This is a genomic window from Ensifer sp. M14 (genome assembly GCF_003355565.1).
GTDB lineage: Bacteria > Pseudomonadota > Alphaproteobacteria > Rhizobiales > Rhizobiaceae > Ensifer.
Map to the genome: position 1 here is coordinate 3,704,415 of NZ_QJNR01000004.1, position 16,318 is coordinate 3,720,732.

12 protein-coding genes are annotated in these 16,318 nt (G+C 62.9%); 1 reads left to right on the forward strand and 11 read right to left on the reverse strand.

The window, feature by feature from the left end:
* Positions 1-160: 160 nt before the first annotated feature.
* Positions 161-2,521: an ATP-binding protein gene (locus tag BLJAPNOD_RS18010; protein WP_199565957.1), complete on the forward strand. Its 2,361-nt coding sequence runs from the start codon at positions 161-163 to the stop codon at positions 2,519-2,521.
* On the opposite strand, the gene BLJAPNOD_RS18015 is transcribed toward BLJAPNOD_RS18010, so the two are convergent.
* The 11 genes from BLJAPNOD_RS18015 to feuP all read right to left on the reverse strand — a co-directional run bounded on the left by BLJAPNOD_RS18015 (position 2,500) and on the right by feuP (position 16,297).
* The gene (locus BLJAPNOD_RS18015) at positions 2,500-5,457 is read right to left on the reverse strand and encodes a bifunctional [glutamine synthetase] adenylyltransferase/[glutamine synthetase]-adenylyl-L-tyrosine phosphorylase (protein WP_115420683.1); all 2,958 of its coding nucleotides are present in this window, start codon (positions 5,455-5,457) and stop codon (positions 2,500-2,502) included. The two genes, BLJAPNOD_RS18010 and BLJAPNOD_RS18015, sit on opposite strands and share 22 nt — an antisense overlap.
* A gap of 33 nt (positions 5,458-5,490) precedes the next feature.
* On the reverse strand, positions 5,491-6,897 hold the full coding sequence (locus BLJAPNOD_RS18020; protein WP_115420684.1) for a HAMP domain-containing sensor histidine kinase: 1,407 nt from the start codon (positions 6,895-6,897) through the stop codon (positions 5,491-5,493).
* Entirely contained in the window at positions 6,894-7,595 is a 702-nt protein-coding gene (locus tag BLJAPNOD_RS18025) for a response regulator transcription factor (protein ID WP_077504020.1), read from the reverse strand. The genes BLJAPNOD_RS18020 and BLJAPNOD_RS18025 overlap by 4 nt, the downstream gene beginning before the upstream one ends.
* A 136-nt stretch (positions 7,596-7,731) precedes the next feature.
* Positions 7,732-9,291, reverse strand: a complete 1,560-nt coding sequence (locus BLJAPNOD_RS18030) for a Do family serine endopeptidase (protein WP_115420685.1) — start codon at positions 9,289-9,291, stop codon at positions 7,732-7,734.
* Positions 9,292-9,508: 217 nt separating this feature from the next.
* Positions 9,509-9,964 carry a cytochrome c-type biogenesis protein gene (locus BLJAPNOD_RS18035; RefSeq protein WP_077504022.1) on the reverse strand — a complete coding sequence of 152 codons (456 nt, stop codon included), beginning with the start codon at positions 9,962-9,964 and terminating at the stop codon, positions 9,509-9,511.
* Positions 9,961-11,949 (reverse strand): heme lyase CcmF/NrfE family subunit, encoded by a 1,989-nt coding sequence (locus BLJAPNOD_RS18040; protein ID WP_115420686.1) that lies wholly within the window; start codon positions 11,947-11,949, stop codon positions 9,961-9,963. The genes BLJAPNOD_RS18035 and BLJAPNOD_RS18040 overlap by 4 nt, the downstream gene beginning before the upstream one ends.
* Positions 11,946-12,398 (reverse strand): cytochrome c maturation protein CcmE, encoded by a 453-nt coding sequence (gene ccmE / locus BLJAPNOD_RS18045; RefSeq protein WP_077504024.1) that lies wholly within the window; start codon positions 12,396-12,398, stop codon positions 11,946-11,948. The genes BLJAPNOD_RS18040 and ccmE overlap by 4 nt, the downstream gene beginning before the upstream one ends.
* A complete protein-coding gene (ccmI, locus tag BLJAPNOD_RS18050; protein WP_115420687.1) occupies positions 12,395-13,543 on the reverse strand; it encodes a c-type cytochrome biogenesis protein CcmI in 1,149 nt (382 codons plus the stop codon). Before ccmI ends, ccmE begins: the two co-directional genes overlap by 4 nt.
* 91 nt (positions 13,544-13,634) lie before the next feature.
* A complete protein-coding gene (locus BLJAPNOD_RS18055; RefSeq protein WP_077504156.1) occupies positions 13,635-14,078 on the reverse strand; it encodes a hypothetical protein in 444 nt (147 codons plus the stop codon).
* A 172-nt stretch (positions 14,079-14,250) separates the two neighbouring features.
* Positions 14,251-15,636 carry a HAMP domain-containing sensor histidine kinase gene (locus BLJAPNOD_RS18060; RefSeq protein WP_115420688.1) on the reverse strand — a complete coding sequence of 462 codons (1,386 nt, stop codon included), beginning with the start codon at positions 15,634-15,636 and terminating at the stop codon, positions 14,251-14,253.
* A complete protein-coding gene (gene feuP, locus BLJAPNOD_RS18065; RefSeq protein ID WP_077504027.1) occupies positions 15,626-16,297 on the reverse strand; it encodes a two-component system response regulator FeuP in 672 nt (223 codons plus the stop codon). Before feuP ends, BLJAPNOD_RS18060 begins: the two co-directional genes overlap by 11 nt.
* Positions 16,298-16,318 lie beyond the last annotated feature (21 nt).

Sequence of the window (16,318 nt, forward strand, 5' to 3'; positions counted from 1 at the left end):
TCAAGGGGCCGGGTCGCTTGCGCGACCCGGCCTATTATTTTCCAACGATAAGAAATGGTTAAGAAATCTTTACCCTTTCCTCTGGACAAGGCGAATCGCCCTGTGATTCATTGAGTCAGATTCGGGCGAGCGGCGCGGCGAATCATCAGAGGGTTACACATTGGGTAAGATGGCGGACGCGCGACCAGCGAGCGCAGCCGACGGGCGGTTGCGACTCAGGTTTCCAGGCTTTGCCGGCCTGGAAAGCGAGTTCATCTCGCAGGCGAAAATTTTCGCCGAGCCGACGTCGCAGCGTCTGGCGAGTGCTGAGCCTATTCTCAAGCGTTCCATCCCCATCCTCATCATCGCATTCCTGATTATCGTCGCCGTTTCGCGCATGTCCGGCATCATGGACGAGCACAGCCGGATGGAGGACAGCTCGCGCCAGACCGTCGGGCTAGCCGCTGCAACGGCTGTCGCGGCGTTTCAGGCGGACGGCATGACGCTGTTCGACGAGGGCCGCCGTTGGGACGCTGAACAGCGACTGACCCAATACTTGCCCACCGCAATGCTCGATCCGGGCATGTTCCTTTTGACCGTGCGCAAGGATGGCCGGATCTTCGCCAGCACGCCGGATGGCGTGCCACTGATCGGCCGGACGCTTGCCTCGGTGGCACCTGATATCGCCACGCTGCAATATTACGGCGAACATTCCAGCGTCATGAAGACGGCGATCGACGGCATCGACCATATCGTCGCCTTGGCGCAGTTGCCGGAAGCGGCCGGCGTCATCCTGGCGGCAACGCCGGTGACGCAACTGGAAACGGCGTGGCGCGACGAGGTATCGCTCAATGTAACACTGTTTGCCGGCATCTCGGCGATCCTGCTCGTCGTGCTTTACGCCTATTACATCCAGGCCAAACGGGCCCGCGACGCCGACTCGGTCTTTGTCGAATCGAACCTACGGGTGGAGACTGCGCTGTCGCGCGGCCGCTGCGGGCTCTGGGACTTCGACCTTGCCAACCGACGGCTGTTCTGGTCGCGATCGATGTATGAAATGCTGGGCATGCCCGGCGAAAGCAGCGTGCTTTCCTTCGGCGATGCCGCACGGCTGATGCATCCCGACGACCGCGGCATCTACGGCGTTGCCCGCACGATCGCCCGCGGCGATGCGCGCCAGATCGACCAGGTGTTCCGCATGCGCCACGCGGACGGCCACTATGTGTGGCTGCGCGCCCGCGCCGAGATCATTCGAACCGTGTCCGGCCGCGCCCATCTCATCGGCATCGCAATGGACGTCACCGAACAGCATCGGCTGGCGCAGCGCTATGCGGAAGCCGACCAACGCCTGGCCGATGCCATCGAATGCACGTCCGAGGCCTTCGTTCTCTGGGACAAGCAGGACCGGCTGGTCATGTGCAACACGCACTACCAGGAAGCCTACAAGCTGCCGGATCACGTGCTGGTGCCGGGCACGGAACGAATAGCCGTTCACGCAGCGGCCGCACGGCCCGTGGTGGAGCGCCGCATCGCGGATCCGGACCGCAGCAACCACTCGCAGACGACCGAAGTGCAGCTTGCCGACGAACGCTGGCTGCAGATCAACGAACGGCGCACCCGCGACGGTGGTCTCGTTTCGGTCGGCACCGACATCACGCTTCTGAAGCGCCACCAGGTGCGGTTGCGCGAATCCGAGCGTCGGTTGATGGCGACCATCGGCGATCTCTCGGCTTCGCGCATGACGCTGGAACGGCAGAAGACCGAACTGTCGATCGCCAACGCCAACTACCAGGCGGAAAAAGAGCGGGCCGAGGCGGCAAACCGCGCCAAGTCGGAATTTCTCGCCAACATGTCCCATGAGCTGAGGACGCCGCTCAACGCCATTCTCGGCTTTTCCGAAATCCTGCAGACCCAGATGTTCGGGCCGCTCGGCTCGGAGAAATACGACGAATACTCGCGCGACATCCACGAGAGCGGCAAGCACCTGTTGAACGTCATCAACGACATCCTCGACATGTCGAAGATCGAAGCCGGGCACATGCGCATCAGCCGCGAGACAATCGATCTCGCGCCACTGATCGAGGAGACCATCCGCTTCACCACGATCCCGGCGCAGCAGAAGAACATTCATGTGGTGCAGCATATCGCTTCGGGCCTGACTGTCGTTGCCGATCGGCGGGCGATGAAACAGGTGCTGCTCAATCTGCTGTCGAACGCGGTCAAGTTCACCAACGAAGGTGGGCGCATTTCGTTGCGCGCCCGCAAGGTCACCGGTGCGGTGACGCTGACGATTGCAGACTCCGGCATCGGCATCCCGCGCGACGCCCTGCAGAAAATCGGGCAACCCTTCGAGCAGGTGCAAAGCCAGTATGCCAAGAGCAAGGGCGGCTCCGGCCTCGGGCTTGCCATCTCCCGCTCGTTGACGCGCCTTCACGGTGGAACGATGAAGATCCATTCCGCCGAGAACGTCGGCACCATCATTTCTCTGCGCATGCCCGATCGCGACAGCGATCCGCAGCCCTATCCCGAAACCACCGACTGAAAAATTCGCCTGACGGACTTCGACAGCCGCCTGATATCGGCCTCCAGCGTCTTCAGGTCGGGATAGTCACCCGCGCGGCAGACGAGATCGACAAGGCCGGCCGGCGCCTCCTTCGGGTCGAACTCTCCCTCGATGCACAGCCGCACGATTTGCGACAGCTCGGTAAAGAGGCTGAGTGCCTCCATCGTCGCGTCGAGATCATTTGGGTTCATCATCGCGCCGCCAAGCAACTTCAAGGCATCGGCCGTATGGGCACCGGCTTCAAGCGGTGGCACGCCCTTGGCGGGTGCGATCAGCGCCAGATATTGCGCGATGAACTCGATATCGACGAGACCGCCGGGGATCAGCTTGAAATCCCAGATGTCGCTTGGCGGCTTCTCGCTGTCGATCATCTCGCGCATCGAGATCACGTCGGCGCTGACCTTGGCGACGTCACGCTTCTGGCCGAGCACTTCGGCAAAGATGGCATCGGCTTGCGCCCTCAGGCTGTCGTCGCCGCAGATGCAGCGCGCCCGCGTCAACGCCAGATGCTCCCAGGTCCAGGCTTCTTCGCGCTGATACTTGGCAAAGGCGTTGATGCGGGTGGCAACCGGCCCCTTGTTGCCGGAGGGGCGCAGCCGCATGTCGACCTCATAGAGCACGCCTTCGGCCGTCGGCGCCGAGAGCGCGGCGATCAGGCGCTGGGTCAACCGGGTGAAATAGCGCGTCGGATCGAGCGGCTTGCCGCCGTCCGATTCCGCGGCGGCGTCGTCATAGTCGTAGAGCAGGATCAGGTCGACGTCGGAGCCTGCCGTCAGCTCATGGCTGCCGAGCTTGCCCATGCCGACGACGACAATGCGCCCACCCGGGAAGTCGCCGTGCACCGAACGCACCTCTGCCAGCACCGCGTCCACCGCCGCAGCGATGATCAGGTCGGCAAGATCGGTAAAGGCGCGGCCCGCCTGCGCGCCAGAGATAGAACCGGTCAACAGGCGGATACCGATGAGGAACCGCTGTTCGGCGGCGATGATACGCAGCCGGTCGAGCACCTCTTCATAGTGGCGGCCGCCAGCCACGAAATTGGCGATGCGCGGCGCCAGATAATCCCGTGTCGGTAGCTCCGCCAGGAGGCCCGGATCGAGCATGCCGTCGAACACATGCGGCCGCGCCGCGATGATCTCGGCAAGCCGCGGCGCCGACGACATGATGTTGACGATCAGCGACAGGAGCCGCGGATTGTTGCCGAGCAGCGAAAACAGCTGGATGCCGGCTGGCAGGCCGGAAATGAAGTGATCGAAACGCAGGAGCGCTTCGTCGGCGCGCCGGCTTTCGCCGAAAACGCGCAGAAGCTGCGGCGTCAGTTCCGTCAGCCGCTCGCGGGCCTCTACCGATTGCGTCGCGCGGTAGCGACCGTAATGCCAGGTGCGGATCGTGTGAGAGATGTCGGACGGCCGCTGGAAACCGAGTTTCCTTAGGGTCTCGAGCGTATCGGGATCGTCGCGCTGGCCGGTGAAGACGAGATTGCCCGTCTCGCTCGACAGCTTCGCCTCCTGCTCGAAGAGCTGGGCGTAACGCCGCTCGACGGTGCGCAGAACCTTCGACAGCGCCTTGGAAAAGCTGGCCGTGTCCTCGAAGCCGAGCATGAAGGCGATGCGCTTCAGCTCCGCCTCAGTCTCCGGAAGCACATGGGTCTGCTCGTCGCGCACCATCTGGATGCGATGTTCGACGTCGCGCAGAAACCAGTAGGCCTCCACGAGTTCGTCCGCGGTCGTCTCGTCGATCCAGCCGGCCTTGACCAGTGCATGCAGCATCGGCTCCGTCGCCTTCAGCCGCAGCTCGGGCATGCGCCCGCCGGCGATCAGTTGCTGCGTCTGGACGAAGAACTCGATCTCGCGGATGCCGCCGCGACCGAGCTTGATGTTGTGCCCCTTGACCGCAATCTCGCCGTGACCCTTGTGGGCGTGAATCTGCCGCTTGATCGAATGGATGTCGGAGATTGCCGCATAGTCGAGATACTTGCGGAAGACGAACGGCGTCAGTTCCTTCAAAAATGCATCGCCAGCAGAGATGTCACCGGCAACGGGACGCGCCTTGATGAAGGCGGCGCGCTCCCAGTTCTGCCCCCTGCCCTCGTAATAGAGCATCGCCGCCTCGACAGGGATTGCAAGCGGCGTCGAGCCCGGGTCCGGGCGCAATCGAAGGTCGGTGCGAAAGACATAACCGTCGCCGGTGCGCTCTTGCAGGATACGGATGAGGCGGCGCAGCAACCGGCCGAAGGTCTCTGAGGCGTCATCGCGATCGACGATGATGCCGGACTGCGGATCGTAGAAGACGACGAGATCGATATCGGAGGAATAATTGAGCTCGAAGGCGCCGAGCTTGCCCATGCCGAGAACGACGACGCCGGAACCTTCGCTCGGGGCAGTCACATCCTTGAGCGCAAGCTTGCCGACCTGATGCCCACTCAGCAACAGATGATCGATCGTTGCAGAAACCGCAGCACCGGCAAATTCGCTTAGCCAGCGCGTCGTCTCGCGGCCGTCGAAATGCCGGGAGAGATCCGCCAGCGCTACGGCAAAAGCAAGCTCGCGCTTGGCCTTTCGAAGTCGCGTCATGACCTCGGTATCGGGCAGCGCCACGCCCGGCTCTGCCGGCACCCAGGCCTCCCGCGCCCGCCGAACCCTTTCGGCAAGAAACTGCAGCAGCGGTTCGGTCAAGATCTGTTCGAGTATGCCGGGCTGGCTGCCGCCGGTGTCGCGCAGGAACGGCGACAGGGCAAAGGCAGAGACGACAAAGGCCTTGAACGGTGTTTCGGACGCCAGCAGGCGGTTGATCTGCTCATGCCCCTTGGCCATATCCTTCAGCACCGACAGCGCGGATTTGGCGTCGGCCTGGCTTGCCGGTTTGATCGGCGCCGTCTCTATGCCCCACCAGTGCCCTGCCATCGTATCCTGCATGCCGTTTCCCCCTGTTCTCCGCAAACCGGTCTATCAGGTCGCGGAGGCCGGGAAAACCATGTGTACCGTCAGTCCCTTGCCGTTATCGGCTCTCTCAGGATCGGTCGCGGCAAGATTCAGGGCGCCATGGTGCATCTCCATCACCGCGTCGACGAGAGACAATCCGAGGCCCGTGCCGGGCTTGGAGCGGCTCTCGTCCAGTCGGACGAAGCGCTTGACCACATCCTCGCGCTTGTCCTCGGGAACGCCAGGGCCGTGATCGGCAACGGAAAGCACAACCTTGCCCTCGCGCCTGCCGAGCGAGACCTTGATCAACGGATCGGTTGCGCCTTCCGCGTATTTGAGCGCGTTGTCCAGCAAGTTGCCGAGCGCTTGGCCGACGAGCTCGCGATTGCCCGAAATCACCATGCCCGGCGCCACCTCAGCCTCAAGCCGCAGGCCCACGTCTTCGGCCACCGGTTCGTAGAGTTCGACGCAATCCGACACGATCCGCGACAGGTCGACCTCGCTCATCTCGGCGGCAGCGGAGCCCGCTTCGACGCGCGAAATCATCAGGAGCGCATTGAAGGTACGGATCAGTTGGTCCGATTCGCCGATGATTTCCTCCAGCGCGCCGCGCTGGCTTGTACCCTTGCGCGCCAGCGCGGCTTCCGCCTTGTTGCGCAGCCGTGTCAGCGGCGTCTTCAGGTCGTGGGCGATGTTGTCGGACACCTGCCGCAAGCCCTCGTTCAGCTTCTCGATGCGTCCGAGCATCGCGTTCAGGGATTCGGAAAGCCGGTCGAATTCGTCACCGGAGCCGTTCCTCGGCAGACGCTGCGACAGGTCGCCCGCCATGATCTTGGTGCTCGCCTCCGACATGCGGTCGATGCGCTTCAGCGCATTGCGGCCGATGGCAAACCAGATAATGAGCGCACCAAGGCCCATGATGCCGAGCGCCACCATCAACGCCTGGCGCACCAGGGCACGGAACTTCTGCGGCTCCTGGAGGTCACGGCCGACGAGGATGCGAAGGCCGTTATCGAGCATCAGCACGTGGGCGAGCGCCACGTGGCTGTCCTTGCGGGTCTCGTCGGTATAGCGCTGATAGGCGAAAGGCTTCTCCGTCCAGCCTTCCCTATCGAGAAGGCCCGGCTCCAGGCTTGCCACATTGCCGGCCAGGATTTCGCCGCTCGGACCGGCGATCACATAGAGATTGGCGCCCGGTTGCCTTGCGCGCCTTTCGAGCGAACGCAACAGTCCATTGACCCCGGCCCGGGTATAGACCTGCTCGATCTGCGTCACCTCGGCGGTCACCGCATCGCGCGTCTGCTGCTGCAGCAGACGCTCGGACATGCCGGTGACGTAAAAGACGAGAAAGGCGGCGCAGAGCGAGAAAAGGATCAGATAGAGCGCGGACAACCGAACGGCCGTTGTCCGGAGCAGGACGCCAAGTTTGCTCATGCGCTGGCGGTCCGGTCATCCTTGATCATGTAGCCGGCGCCGCGCACGGTTCGCAGCAGCGGCAGGTCGAAATCCTTCTCGATCTTCGAGCGCAGCCGCGAAACATGCACGTCGATGACATTGGTCTGTGGATCGAAGTGATAGTCCCAGACGTTTTCGAGCAGCATCGTTCGGGTCACGACCTGGCCGGCATTCTTCATCAGATATTCAAGCAACCGGAACTCGCGCGGCTGTAGCGGGATTTCCTTTCCCTGGCGGCGAACCGAGTGCGACAGGCGGTCGAGTTCGAGATCGCCGACCCGGTAGACCATGTCCTGCTCGGGCGTGCCCTTGCGGCGTCCAAGCACTTCGACACGGGCGAGTAGCTCGCTGAAGGCGTAGGGTTTCGGCAGGTAGTCGTCGCCGCCGGCGCGCAGGCCCGTCACCCGATCGTCGACCTGACCGAGCGCCGACAGGATGAGCACCGGGGTGTGGACGTCCTTGCGACGCAACTCCGAGATCACCGACAGACCATCGCGGCGCGGCAACATACGGTCGACCACGAGAACATCGTAGCTGTTTTCGCTGGCCATGAAGAGACCGCTTTCGCCGTCGCTCGCATGGTCGCAGACAATGCCGGCTTCCCGGAATGCCTTTGCGAGATAGGCCGCAGCCTCGATATCGTCTTCAATGATAAGAATCTTCATACGCGTGACCATAGTCCCGGACCTCTGTCTGTCTCAACCGGTTTCGAGTTTTCCGACAACCGGAATGGCGATCACTTCGCCCCAAACGGCGAACGCCGCGAAATCGCTCGGATATCGCGGCGCCCCGGTCGTTCATTCGCTGCCGCGATCAGCCCTGATCGATGGGAAGCGCCACGAAGCGGCTGCCGTTGTCGGCCTCGATCTGGAAGAGCGCCTTGCTGCGGCCGTCCTTCTTGGCGGTGGTGATCACCTTGAGGATATCGTCCGCCGACTTCACTTCCTGATTGTTGACGGAAACGATCTTCTCGCCCTGCTTCAGGCCACGATCGCTAGCATCCGAGTCCTCGTCTACCGAGGCGATCGTCACGCCCTGACCGTCATCCGACGGAACCACGGTCATGCCGAGGTCGGCCAAGGCCTGCTCGCTCGACGGCTGGGCTTCCTCGGACTGCGTACCGGAATCCTTGGCCGCTTCCTTGTCGTCCTTCGGCAGCGTTCCGATCTCGAGCTTTACGGTTTCGGACTTGCCGTTGCGCCACAGCACGACATCGACCGTGGTACCCGGGCGAATGCCGGCGACCTTGCGGGCAAGATCACGCGGATCCTTGATGGTGTCGCCGTTGAGCGCGGTGACGACGTCACCCTTCTTGATGCCGGCCTTTTCGCCGGGCGATCCGGCCTGCGGTTCGACGACGAGGGCGCCGTTTGCTTCGGAAAGGCCGAGCGATTCGGCAATATCCTTGCTCACCGGCTGGATCTGAACGCCGAGCCAACCACGCGATACCGAACCGTCCTTCATCAGGTCGGCAACGACGTCCTTGGCGACCGATGCCGGGATGGCGAAGGCGATGCCGACATTGCCGCCCGACGGCGAGAAGATTGCGGTGTTAATGCCGACGACTTCACCCGAAAGGTTGAAGGTCGGGCCCCCGGAGTTGCCGCGGTTCACGGCAGCGTCCACCTGCAGGTAGTCGTCGTAGGGGCCGGAGCCGATATCGCGGCCACGGGCCGAAATGATGCCGGAGGTCACAGTACCGCCGAGACCGAAGGGGTTGCCGACGGCAACGACCCAGTCGCCGACGCGAACCTTGTTGTCATCAGCCCAGCTGACATAGGTGAACTTGCGCTTGTCATCGACCTTGAGCACCGCGAGGTCGGTGCGGCTGTCCTTGCCGATCAGCTTGGCGTCAAGCTCGGTGCCGTCGTTAAGGATGACCGTAAACGCCGAACCGTCGGAAACGACATGATTGTTGGTAACGAGGTAGCCGTCTTCAGAGATGAAGAAGCCGGAGCCCTGCGAAGTCGGGCGCAGGCGACCTTCGCCGTGCGGGCCACGACGGCCGGGGCTGCGTTCGGCGCGGTCATCGCCGCGCGGGCCACCGAATTCCTTGAAGAAGCGCTTCAGCGGGTGATCGTCGGGCAGCTCATCCAGACCGCGACCGCCAAAATCGAAGGTGAAACCGTTACCCTCGTCGGAAACGGGGTTGGCGCGCGATTGGACGCGGACCGAGACGACGGCCGGGGAAACGGCGTCGACGACATTGGCAAAGCTCGGAACCTGGGGCGCATCGACCTTGACGGCTTCGGCGAAAGATTGGCTGATCGTCGCCGGCAGGCCGGAGGTCAGCATGACGGCCGCAAGACCCGCAACCGTCGAGGTCTTCAGGACAGTCTTGAGGGAGGGACGCAGGAATTTTGTCGTAAACATCCGTTTTGCCTTTTCTCTTCCTTGAAGCCACTGGAAGCAGCTTCGACATCGTGATTTCGAAGATCGCCGCGGGGGTGGCGATCTCGCTACTGGCTGACTGGAGGAACAGCCGATGACGAAAGATGTAACGGATGGGACCTTACTGAGTTCTGTCCGGAGGGTGAATTTTTGGTAATGTTGGCAAAGGCCGCCGAAAGCGGCTCGTTGCCCGCCGGTTCTAGGGCTGAAGCAGCTTCTTCAGCTTTTCCTTCTCGTCGTCGGAAAGCGGCGTGCCGCGCGATTGGCGGCTACGCTTGAGCGCGGCCACCAGCAGCGTCATCGCGCCGATGAACAGAAGCAGGATCGGCATGCCCCACAGGATCATCGTCTTGGTTTCGAGCCGGGGTTTGAGGAGCACGAACTCGCCGTAGCGCGAAACGACGTAATCGATCACGGCGTCGTCGCTGTCGCCATTTGCCAACCGCTCGCGCACCAGAACCCGCAGATCCTTGGCAAGCTCGGCGTTGGAATCGTCGATCGACTGGTTCTGGCAGACCATGCAGCGAAGTTCCGCCGAGATCGCCCGTGCGCGCGCTTCGAGCGCAGGATCGGGCAGGACCTCATCCGGATTGACCGCAAAAGCCGGACCGAGCGACGCCAGAAACAAAAAGAATGCGAGCAGCAATCGGTTCATTCGGCCGCCCCCACCGGGATCGTCTTCGGCCGCTTGGCGCGTGTCGGTGCACCGACGCGCAGGCGGCGATCGCTGAGCGAGACGAAACCGCCCGCCATCATGAACAGCGTCCCCCCCCAGATGCAGAGGATCATCGGCTTCCACCAGATGCGCACGACGATGCCGCCTTCGCTGATCTGATCTCCGAGCGAAACATAGAGCTGGCTGAGGCCAAAGGTGCGGATACCGGCTTCTGTGGTCGGCATGCGCCTCGCCTGATAGAGCCGCTTCGACGACCAGATGTCGGCGACCACGACGCCACCGCTCGTGATGGTGAAATGGCCGGATTCCTCGGAGTAGTTCGGACCGCTGCCATTGCGCATGCCGTCGAAGCGCAGGGTATAGCCTCCGGCGTCCACCGTCATGCCCGGCTTCATCTCGACGACAGTTTCGGTCTCGAACGCGGTGACCGCGACGATGCCGATCAGCGTGACGCCAAGACCGATATGCGCCAGTGCCGTGCCGAAAGCCGAGCGCGGAAGGCCGGAGAACCGTCGCCAGGCGACGTTGCCCGTCACCTTGCCGAGCCCTGATCGCAAGGCCAGATCCGTCAGCGAGCCGACGATCAGGTAAACACCGAGAGCAATGCCAAACAGAGCGAGGATAGGCCCGCCGTTCATGGCGTAATAGTAGATGCAGCCGACGACGAGACCAACGGCAACGGCCGCAAACAGCCGCTGGGCGACGCCCATGAGGTCACCGCGCTTCCAGGCCAGCAGCGGACCGAAAGGCACGGCAAACAGAAGCGGCAGCATCAACAGCCCAAAGGTCATGTTGAAGAACGGCGGTCCGACCGAAATCTTGTCGTCGGTCAGCGCTTCGAGCACCAGCGGGTAGAGCGTGCCGGTGAGCACGGTCGCAGTCGCCGTCGTCAGGATGAGATTGTTGAAGACGAGCGCGCCTTCCTTCGAGATCGGGGCAAAGATGCCGCCGGCCTTCAGCCGCGATGCGCGGAAGGCAAACAGCGAAAAGGCGCCGCCGATAAAGAAGACCAGGATGGCAAGGATGAAGATGCCGCGCGTCGGGTCAGTGGCAAAGGCGTGAACCGAGGTCAGCACGCCGGAGCGAACGAGGAAGGTGCCGAGAAGCGACAGCGAGAAGGTCATGATCGCGAGCAGCACGGTCCAGATCTTCAGCGCCTCGCGTTTCTCCATGACGAGGGCGGAGTGCAGCAGCGCGGTGCCGGCAAGCCACGGCATGAAGGAAGCGTTTTCGACCGGGTCCCAGAACCACCAGCCGCCCCAGCCGAGCTCGTAATAGGCCCAATAGGAGCCCATCGAGATGCCGGCCGTGAGGAATGTCCAGGCAGCAAGCGTCCAGGGGCGCACCCACCGTGCCCAGGCGGCGTCGATGCGCCCCTCGATCAGGGCAGCGATGGCAAAGGAGAAGCAGACGGAAAAGCCGACATAGCCCAGATAGAGCAAGGGCGGGTGGATGGCGAGGCCGACATCCTGCAGGATCGGGTTCAGGTCCTTGCCCTCACCCGGTGCCGGGATCAGGCGGGCAAAGGGGTTGGATGTGAGCAGGATGAACAGCGTGAAGGCCACCGCAATCCAGGCCTGGACGGCAAGCACGTTCGCCTTGAGTGTTTCCGGAAGATTGCGGCCGAAGGTGGCAACCAGTGCCGAAAAGAACACCAGGATCAACAGCCAGAGCAGCATCGAACCTTCATGGTTTCCCCACACGCCGGAGATCTTGTAGATCAGCGGCTTCAGCGAGTGCGAATTTTCCCAAACGTTACGGACGGAGAAATCCGATGTGACATAAGCGAAGGTCAGTACCGCGAAGGAGAAGGCGACGAGCAGGAAACAGGCAACCGCCGCGCTCGAGGCGAGTTCCATCAGGGCGCGATCGTTGAGCCTGGCGCCGAGTATCGGCAAGGCAGCCTGTACGAAGGCGGTCGCGAGCGCCAGAACCAGCGCATAATGTCCAAGTTCGATGATCATCGAACGGTTTCCTTCCCGCTGAGTTCGACACCCTGCGCCTTCAAGCGGTCGGCGACATCCTTCGGCATATAGGTCTCATCATGCTTGGCAAGCACGGAATCCGCAACGAAGACGGAGCTGTCGGCAACGAACGTGCCTTCGGTCACCACACCCTGCCCCTCGCGGAACAGGTCCGGAAGGATGCCGGTATAGGTCACGGGCACCTGGCCGAGCGTATCGGTGACGGTAAACGTCACCGTCTTGCCGTCGCCGCGCTTGACCGATCCGGCCTCGACCAGGCCGCCCAGGCGAATGCGGGTTCCCGGCGGCACGTCGGCCTTGGCGAGGTCGCTCGGCACGTAGAAATAGGCGATCGCCTGGCTGAAGGCGAACATCACCAGGAGGACAGCAAGCGTCAGAAAGCCCACACCACCGCCGATGATCGCCAGTCGCTTCTGTTTGCGCGTCATTGCGTCTCTCCGTCGGTCTTGATCCCGAGTTCGCGGGCCAGCGCAAGCAGCTGCTTTCCCTGTTCGCCGTCCGCCGGGAAGGTTTTCTGGCTTTCCTTTAGGGCGGCGGCCGCCTGATCTCTTTGATCAAGCACAACATGCGAACGGATCAACCGCGCCCAGCCTTCGGGGTTGGCAGGATCTTCCTTGAGGCGGCTCGCCAGGCTTTCGACCATGCCGCGGATCATCTCCTGGCGGTCGCCGGCGTTCATGTCCTGTGCGGCCGCGATATCGTCCGCGCTCGGATTTCCCGGGGCGGCGCCCGCAACATTTCCGGCAGCGCCGCCGGAAAGCTCTGCCACGTGCTGCTGGACCAGCGGCACCCAAGGCGCATCCGCGGGAGAGCCGGCAATAAGCCGGTTGAAAGCCGCAAGCGCCTCGTCCTTCTTGCCTTCCTGTTTCAGGCCGAGGGCAAGATAGAATTCGGAACGGGGATCGTTCGGGTCGATGTCGAGGGATTTTCGCAGTGCCGACTGCGCTTCGGTGGTCACCAGTCCGTCCGAAAGCGCGATCAGCGCCTCGGCGTAGCCACCCAACCGCGCCGGCGTCGGCCCGAGCAGGCGGACGGCGTTGTCATAGGCGGCGACCGCCTCTTCGACGCGACCGTTGCGCATATAGATCGGCGCAAGCACCTCCCAGCCGGCACCGTCATTCGGGTTCTGCGCCAGATGGTTTTCGGCACGAGCAATCAGAATGTTGATATCGGCGCCGGGATCGGCAAGGCGCGCGGCCAAAGGCTGCGCCGGAACACCCGGGCTGCCGGTGAACAAGTAAAGACAGAGCCCGATCGCGGGAAGACAGAGCAGCACGAAGGCTTGCGCCAGGAAATTGAGACCGCGGCGCGTCGCTACGACCGGCGCGGCGGCGCGGTCGATCTCGCCGGCCGCAAGCAGCCGACGGGCGACCTCGGCACGGGCGAGCTCGGCATCGTCGCCGTTGATCAAGCCGCTCTCCTGATCGCGCGTCAGCTCATCGAGCTGGTCACGATAGACTTCGATATCGTGACTGTGGGGAGACGATGCGGGCGCGGCCGCCCGCAACAGCGGGAGGATGAGCACGACGGCGACTGCCGCCGTCAGCGTGGCGACGAGGATCCAGAACAACATGGATGCTCAATACTATGGCACCCATGCCATTCCAACTCGAAAACCTGCGATGACAGAGATTTGAGGCGTTTCGCCGCAACCGGAAATCCGGTCAGCTGAGCGGCGTCCAACTCCCGTCGGAATTCCGGCAGGCGGCACCGCGCGCGGTTGTCGGCTGTCCCTTGACGGTTACGGTGTGGCTGTACTGGCGGCAGTTCTGCGAACCGACCTGATAAGGTGCGGCAGCAACGACCGAGCCGGTGACGCTGCGCCCCTGCCAATTGACCGGCTGACCGCCCGGAGCGGCTTCCAGCGCGCGGTACTCGGCCTCAAGCGCACGCTGGCGATCAGAGGCACTGATGTCGAGATTGCTGAGCCGGCCGATAATCCCCCCCTGCAGGGCGGCGATGTAGGTCGTCGAAGACACGCTGCGGGTTGCGGTCGCGCCGAGCCCCGCAGCCGCGGTCTGCCCGCCAGACGTGGTGCTGCAACCGGCAAGAGCCATCGCCGACGCGATCACCGCGATCCTGCCGCTGACGACAATCGTTCGTGTCATTTCTGCCTGGTTCCTCATGATCCGCGACATGTACTCTCTACTGCGGGGCTCCAACTGTACCGACCATCAAGGTCGAGCGAAGACTTCCCTTTGATTTTCTTTTGGCATTCCCTGTTGACAGAGGCAACGGCCAGGGCCGTCGACGCGATACTTTCGCGCGCCAGTGTGACACCTAAACCGCAGCCGGCAGCACCAGCTCTGCACGCAGTCCGCCCTCATCCCGACGCGACAGCGTCAGCGTGCCCTGATATTCCCGCACGATCTCGCTGACGATCGACAGTCCGAGGCCTGTTCCCGGCTTGCTTTCGTCCAGCCGCTTGCCGCGTTTCAACGCCAACGCGATCTGATCGGGATCAAGGCCAGCTCCGTCGTCGTCAACATCGAGGACGATCCATTGCCGCCCGGTCTCCTTCGCATGCTGTTCGTTCTGAGCCGGACGAACATTGAGCCACACCTCGCCCCTGGCGTGGCGGGCAGCGTTTTCGAGCAGATTGCCGACGGTTTCCTCGACATCCTGCAGTTCCATGGCAAGCACCAGGCCCGGTGGATTGATCGACAGATGAACCTCTTTTTCCGGATTGAGCTTGCGCATCACGCGCACCAACCGCTCCAGCGCCGGCTGCGCTTCGGTGCGGGCAAGAACCGATTCGCGTTGCGCGGCGATCCGCGCTCGGCTCAGATAGGATTGCACCTGCATCTGCATCGCATCGACCTGGGTCCGGACGAGTTCGCCGTGGGATGCCTCAAGCACGCGCGCCTCGTTGAGGAGAACGGCGATCGGCGTTTTCAGCGAATGCGCGAGGTTGCCGACCTGCATACGGGCGCGCTCGACGATGCGCCGGTTGCTGTCGATCAGCGCATTCACCTCGTTTGCAAGCGGCTGGATCTCGCGTGGAAAGGCACCATCGAGCCTTTCGCTTTCGCCGGCCCGGATCTTCTCCAGCGAGCGGCGAACCTGGTCGAGCGGCCGGAGGCCGAAGAGAATGGTCAACGCGTTCATGCCGAGCCCGCCCAGACCGAAGATGGAGAGCGCGATCGTCAGATTGCGGGTGAAGCGGTTGATGTCCGCTTCCAGCACGTCGCGGTTGCCGGCGACGCGGAAACGGGCGGTGTGGCCCTGAATGTCGAGAACGACCTCGGTCTCGGCGACTTCCACCTCGTTCCCGAAGGGATCCTTGGTGGTGTAGAAACGCACATAACCGGTATCGAAGGGCACTTCGTCGACGCTTGCGATCGGCAGCTTGGCGTTACCGAGCGAGGTCGAGATCAAAGGTGGCGTGTCGAACTCGCCGATCGGATCGACGATCCAGTACCATCCGGTCTGCGGCTGCGAAAAGCGCAGATCGCCGAGCTGGGGGCTGCCGGCAAGCACCGTCTTCTCATTGACCGAAATCGAGTTGACGACGTTGAAAAGCTGGGCGCGCAGCAGGTCCTTGAAGCCGCGCTCCGAGCCTTGACGGTAAAGGGCCGAGATGACGACCCCGATCACCACAAGGGCGACGACGGCCCAGACGGTCGAAACCGCCAATACGCGGGCCGTAAGAGATCTAATTGCCATTGCCGGGCGCTTGCATGCGGTACCCCAGGCCCCGCACCGTCTCGATCAGGTCGTTGCCGATCTTCTTGCGCAGGCGGCCGACGAAGACTTCGATGGTGTTGGAATCGCGATCGAAGTCCTGATCGTACATGTGTTCGACCAACTCGGTCCGCGATACGACCTGGCCCATGTGGTGCATGAGATAGGAGAGCAACCGAAACTCGTGCGACGTCAGCTTCAGCGCCGTCCCGTCGACGGTTGCCTTCGACCCCTTGGTGTCGAGCCGCACCGGACCGCAGACGATTTCCGAGCTTGCGTGGCCTGCCGCCCGGCGGATCAGCGCGCGAATGCGGGCAAGCACTTCCTCGACGTGGAACGGCTTTGCGACATAGTCGTCGGCACCGGCGTCGATGCCGGCCACCTTGTCGCTCCAGCGATCGCGCGCCGTCAGGATAAGCACCGGCATGGTCTTGCCGCCGCCGCGCCATTTTTCAAGAACGGTGATGCCGTCCATCTCGGGCAGACCGATATCGAGGATGACAGCGTCATAGGGCTCGGCTTCGCCGAGATAGTGTCCCTCTTCGCCGTCATAGGCCTGATCGACGACGTAGCCAGCCTCCTTCAGTACTTCGGCGAGCTGCCGGTTCAGGTTGACATCGTCCTCGACTATCAGAATGCGCATTCGTACCCACTTCCCCTCTTT

Excerpts from the sequence above, each read along its gene's own strand:
- BLJAPNOD_RS18040 (WP_115420686.1), bottom strand. The coding sequence starts at position 11,949 with ATGATCATCGAACTTGGACATTATGCGCTGGTTCTGGCGCTCGCGACC.
- feuP (WP_077504027.1), bottom strand. The coding sequence starts at position 16,297 with ATGCGCATTCTGATAGTCGAGGACGATGTCAACCTGAACCGGCAGCTC.
- BLJAPNOD_RS18020 (WP_115420684.1), bottom strand. The coding sequence starts at position 6,897 with ATGAGCAAACTTGGCGTCCTGCTCCGGACAACGGCCGTTCGGTTGTCC.
- ccmI (WP_115420687.1), bottom strand. The coding sequence starts at position 13,543 with ATGTTGTTCTGGATCCTCGTCGCCACGCTGACGGCGGCAGTCGCCGTC.
- BLJAPNOD_RS18035 (WP_077504022.1), bottom strand. The coding sequence starts at position 9,964 with ATGAACCGATTGCTGCTCGCATTCTTTTTGTTTCTGGCGTCGCTCGGT.
- BLJAPNOD_RS18060 (WP_115420688.1), bottom strand. The coding sequence starts at position 15,636 with ATGGCAATTAGATCTCTTACGGCCCGCGTATTGGCGGTTTCGACCGTC.
- BLJAPNOD_RS18025 (WP_077504020.1), bottom strand. The coding sequence starts at position 7,595 with ATGGTCACGCGTATGAAGATTCTTATCATTGAAGACGATATCGAGGCT.
- ccmE (WP_077504024.1), bottom strand. The coding sequence starts at position 12,398 with ATGACGCGCAAACAGAAGCGACTGGCGATCATCGGCGGTGGTGTGGGC.
- BLJAPNOD_RS18015 (WP_115420683.1), bottom strand. The coding sequence starts at position 5,457 with ATGCAGGATACGATGGCAGGGCACTGGTGGGGCATAGAGACGGCGCCG.
- BLJAPNOD_RS18030 (WP_115420685.1), bottom strand. The coding sequence starts at position 9,291 with ATGTTTACGACAAAATTCCTGCGTCCCTCCCTCAAGACTGTCCTGAAG.
- BLJAPNOD_RS18055 (WP_077504156.1), bottom strand. The coding sequence starts at position 14,078 with ATGACACGAACGATTGTCGTCAGCGGCAGGATCGCGGTGATCGCGTCG.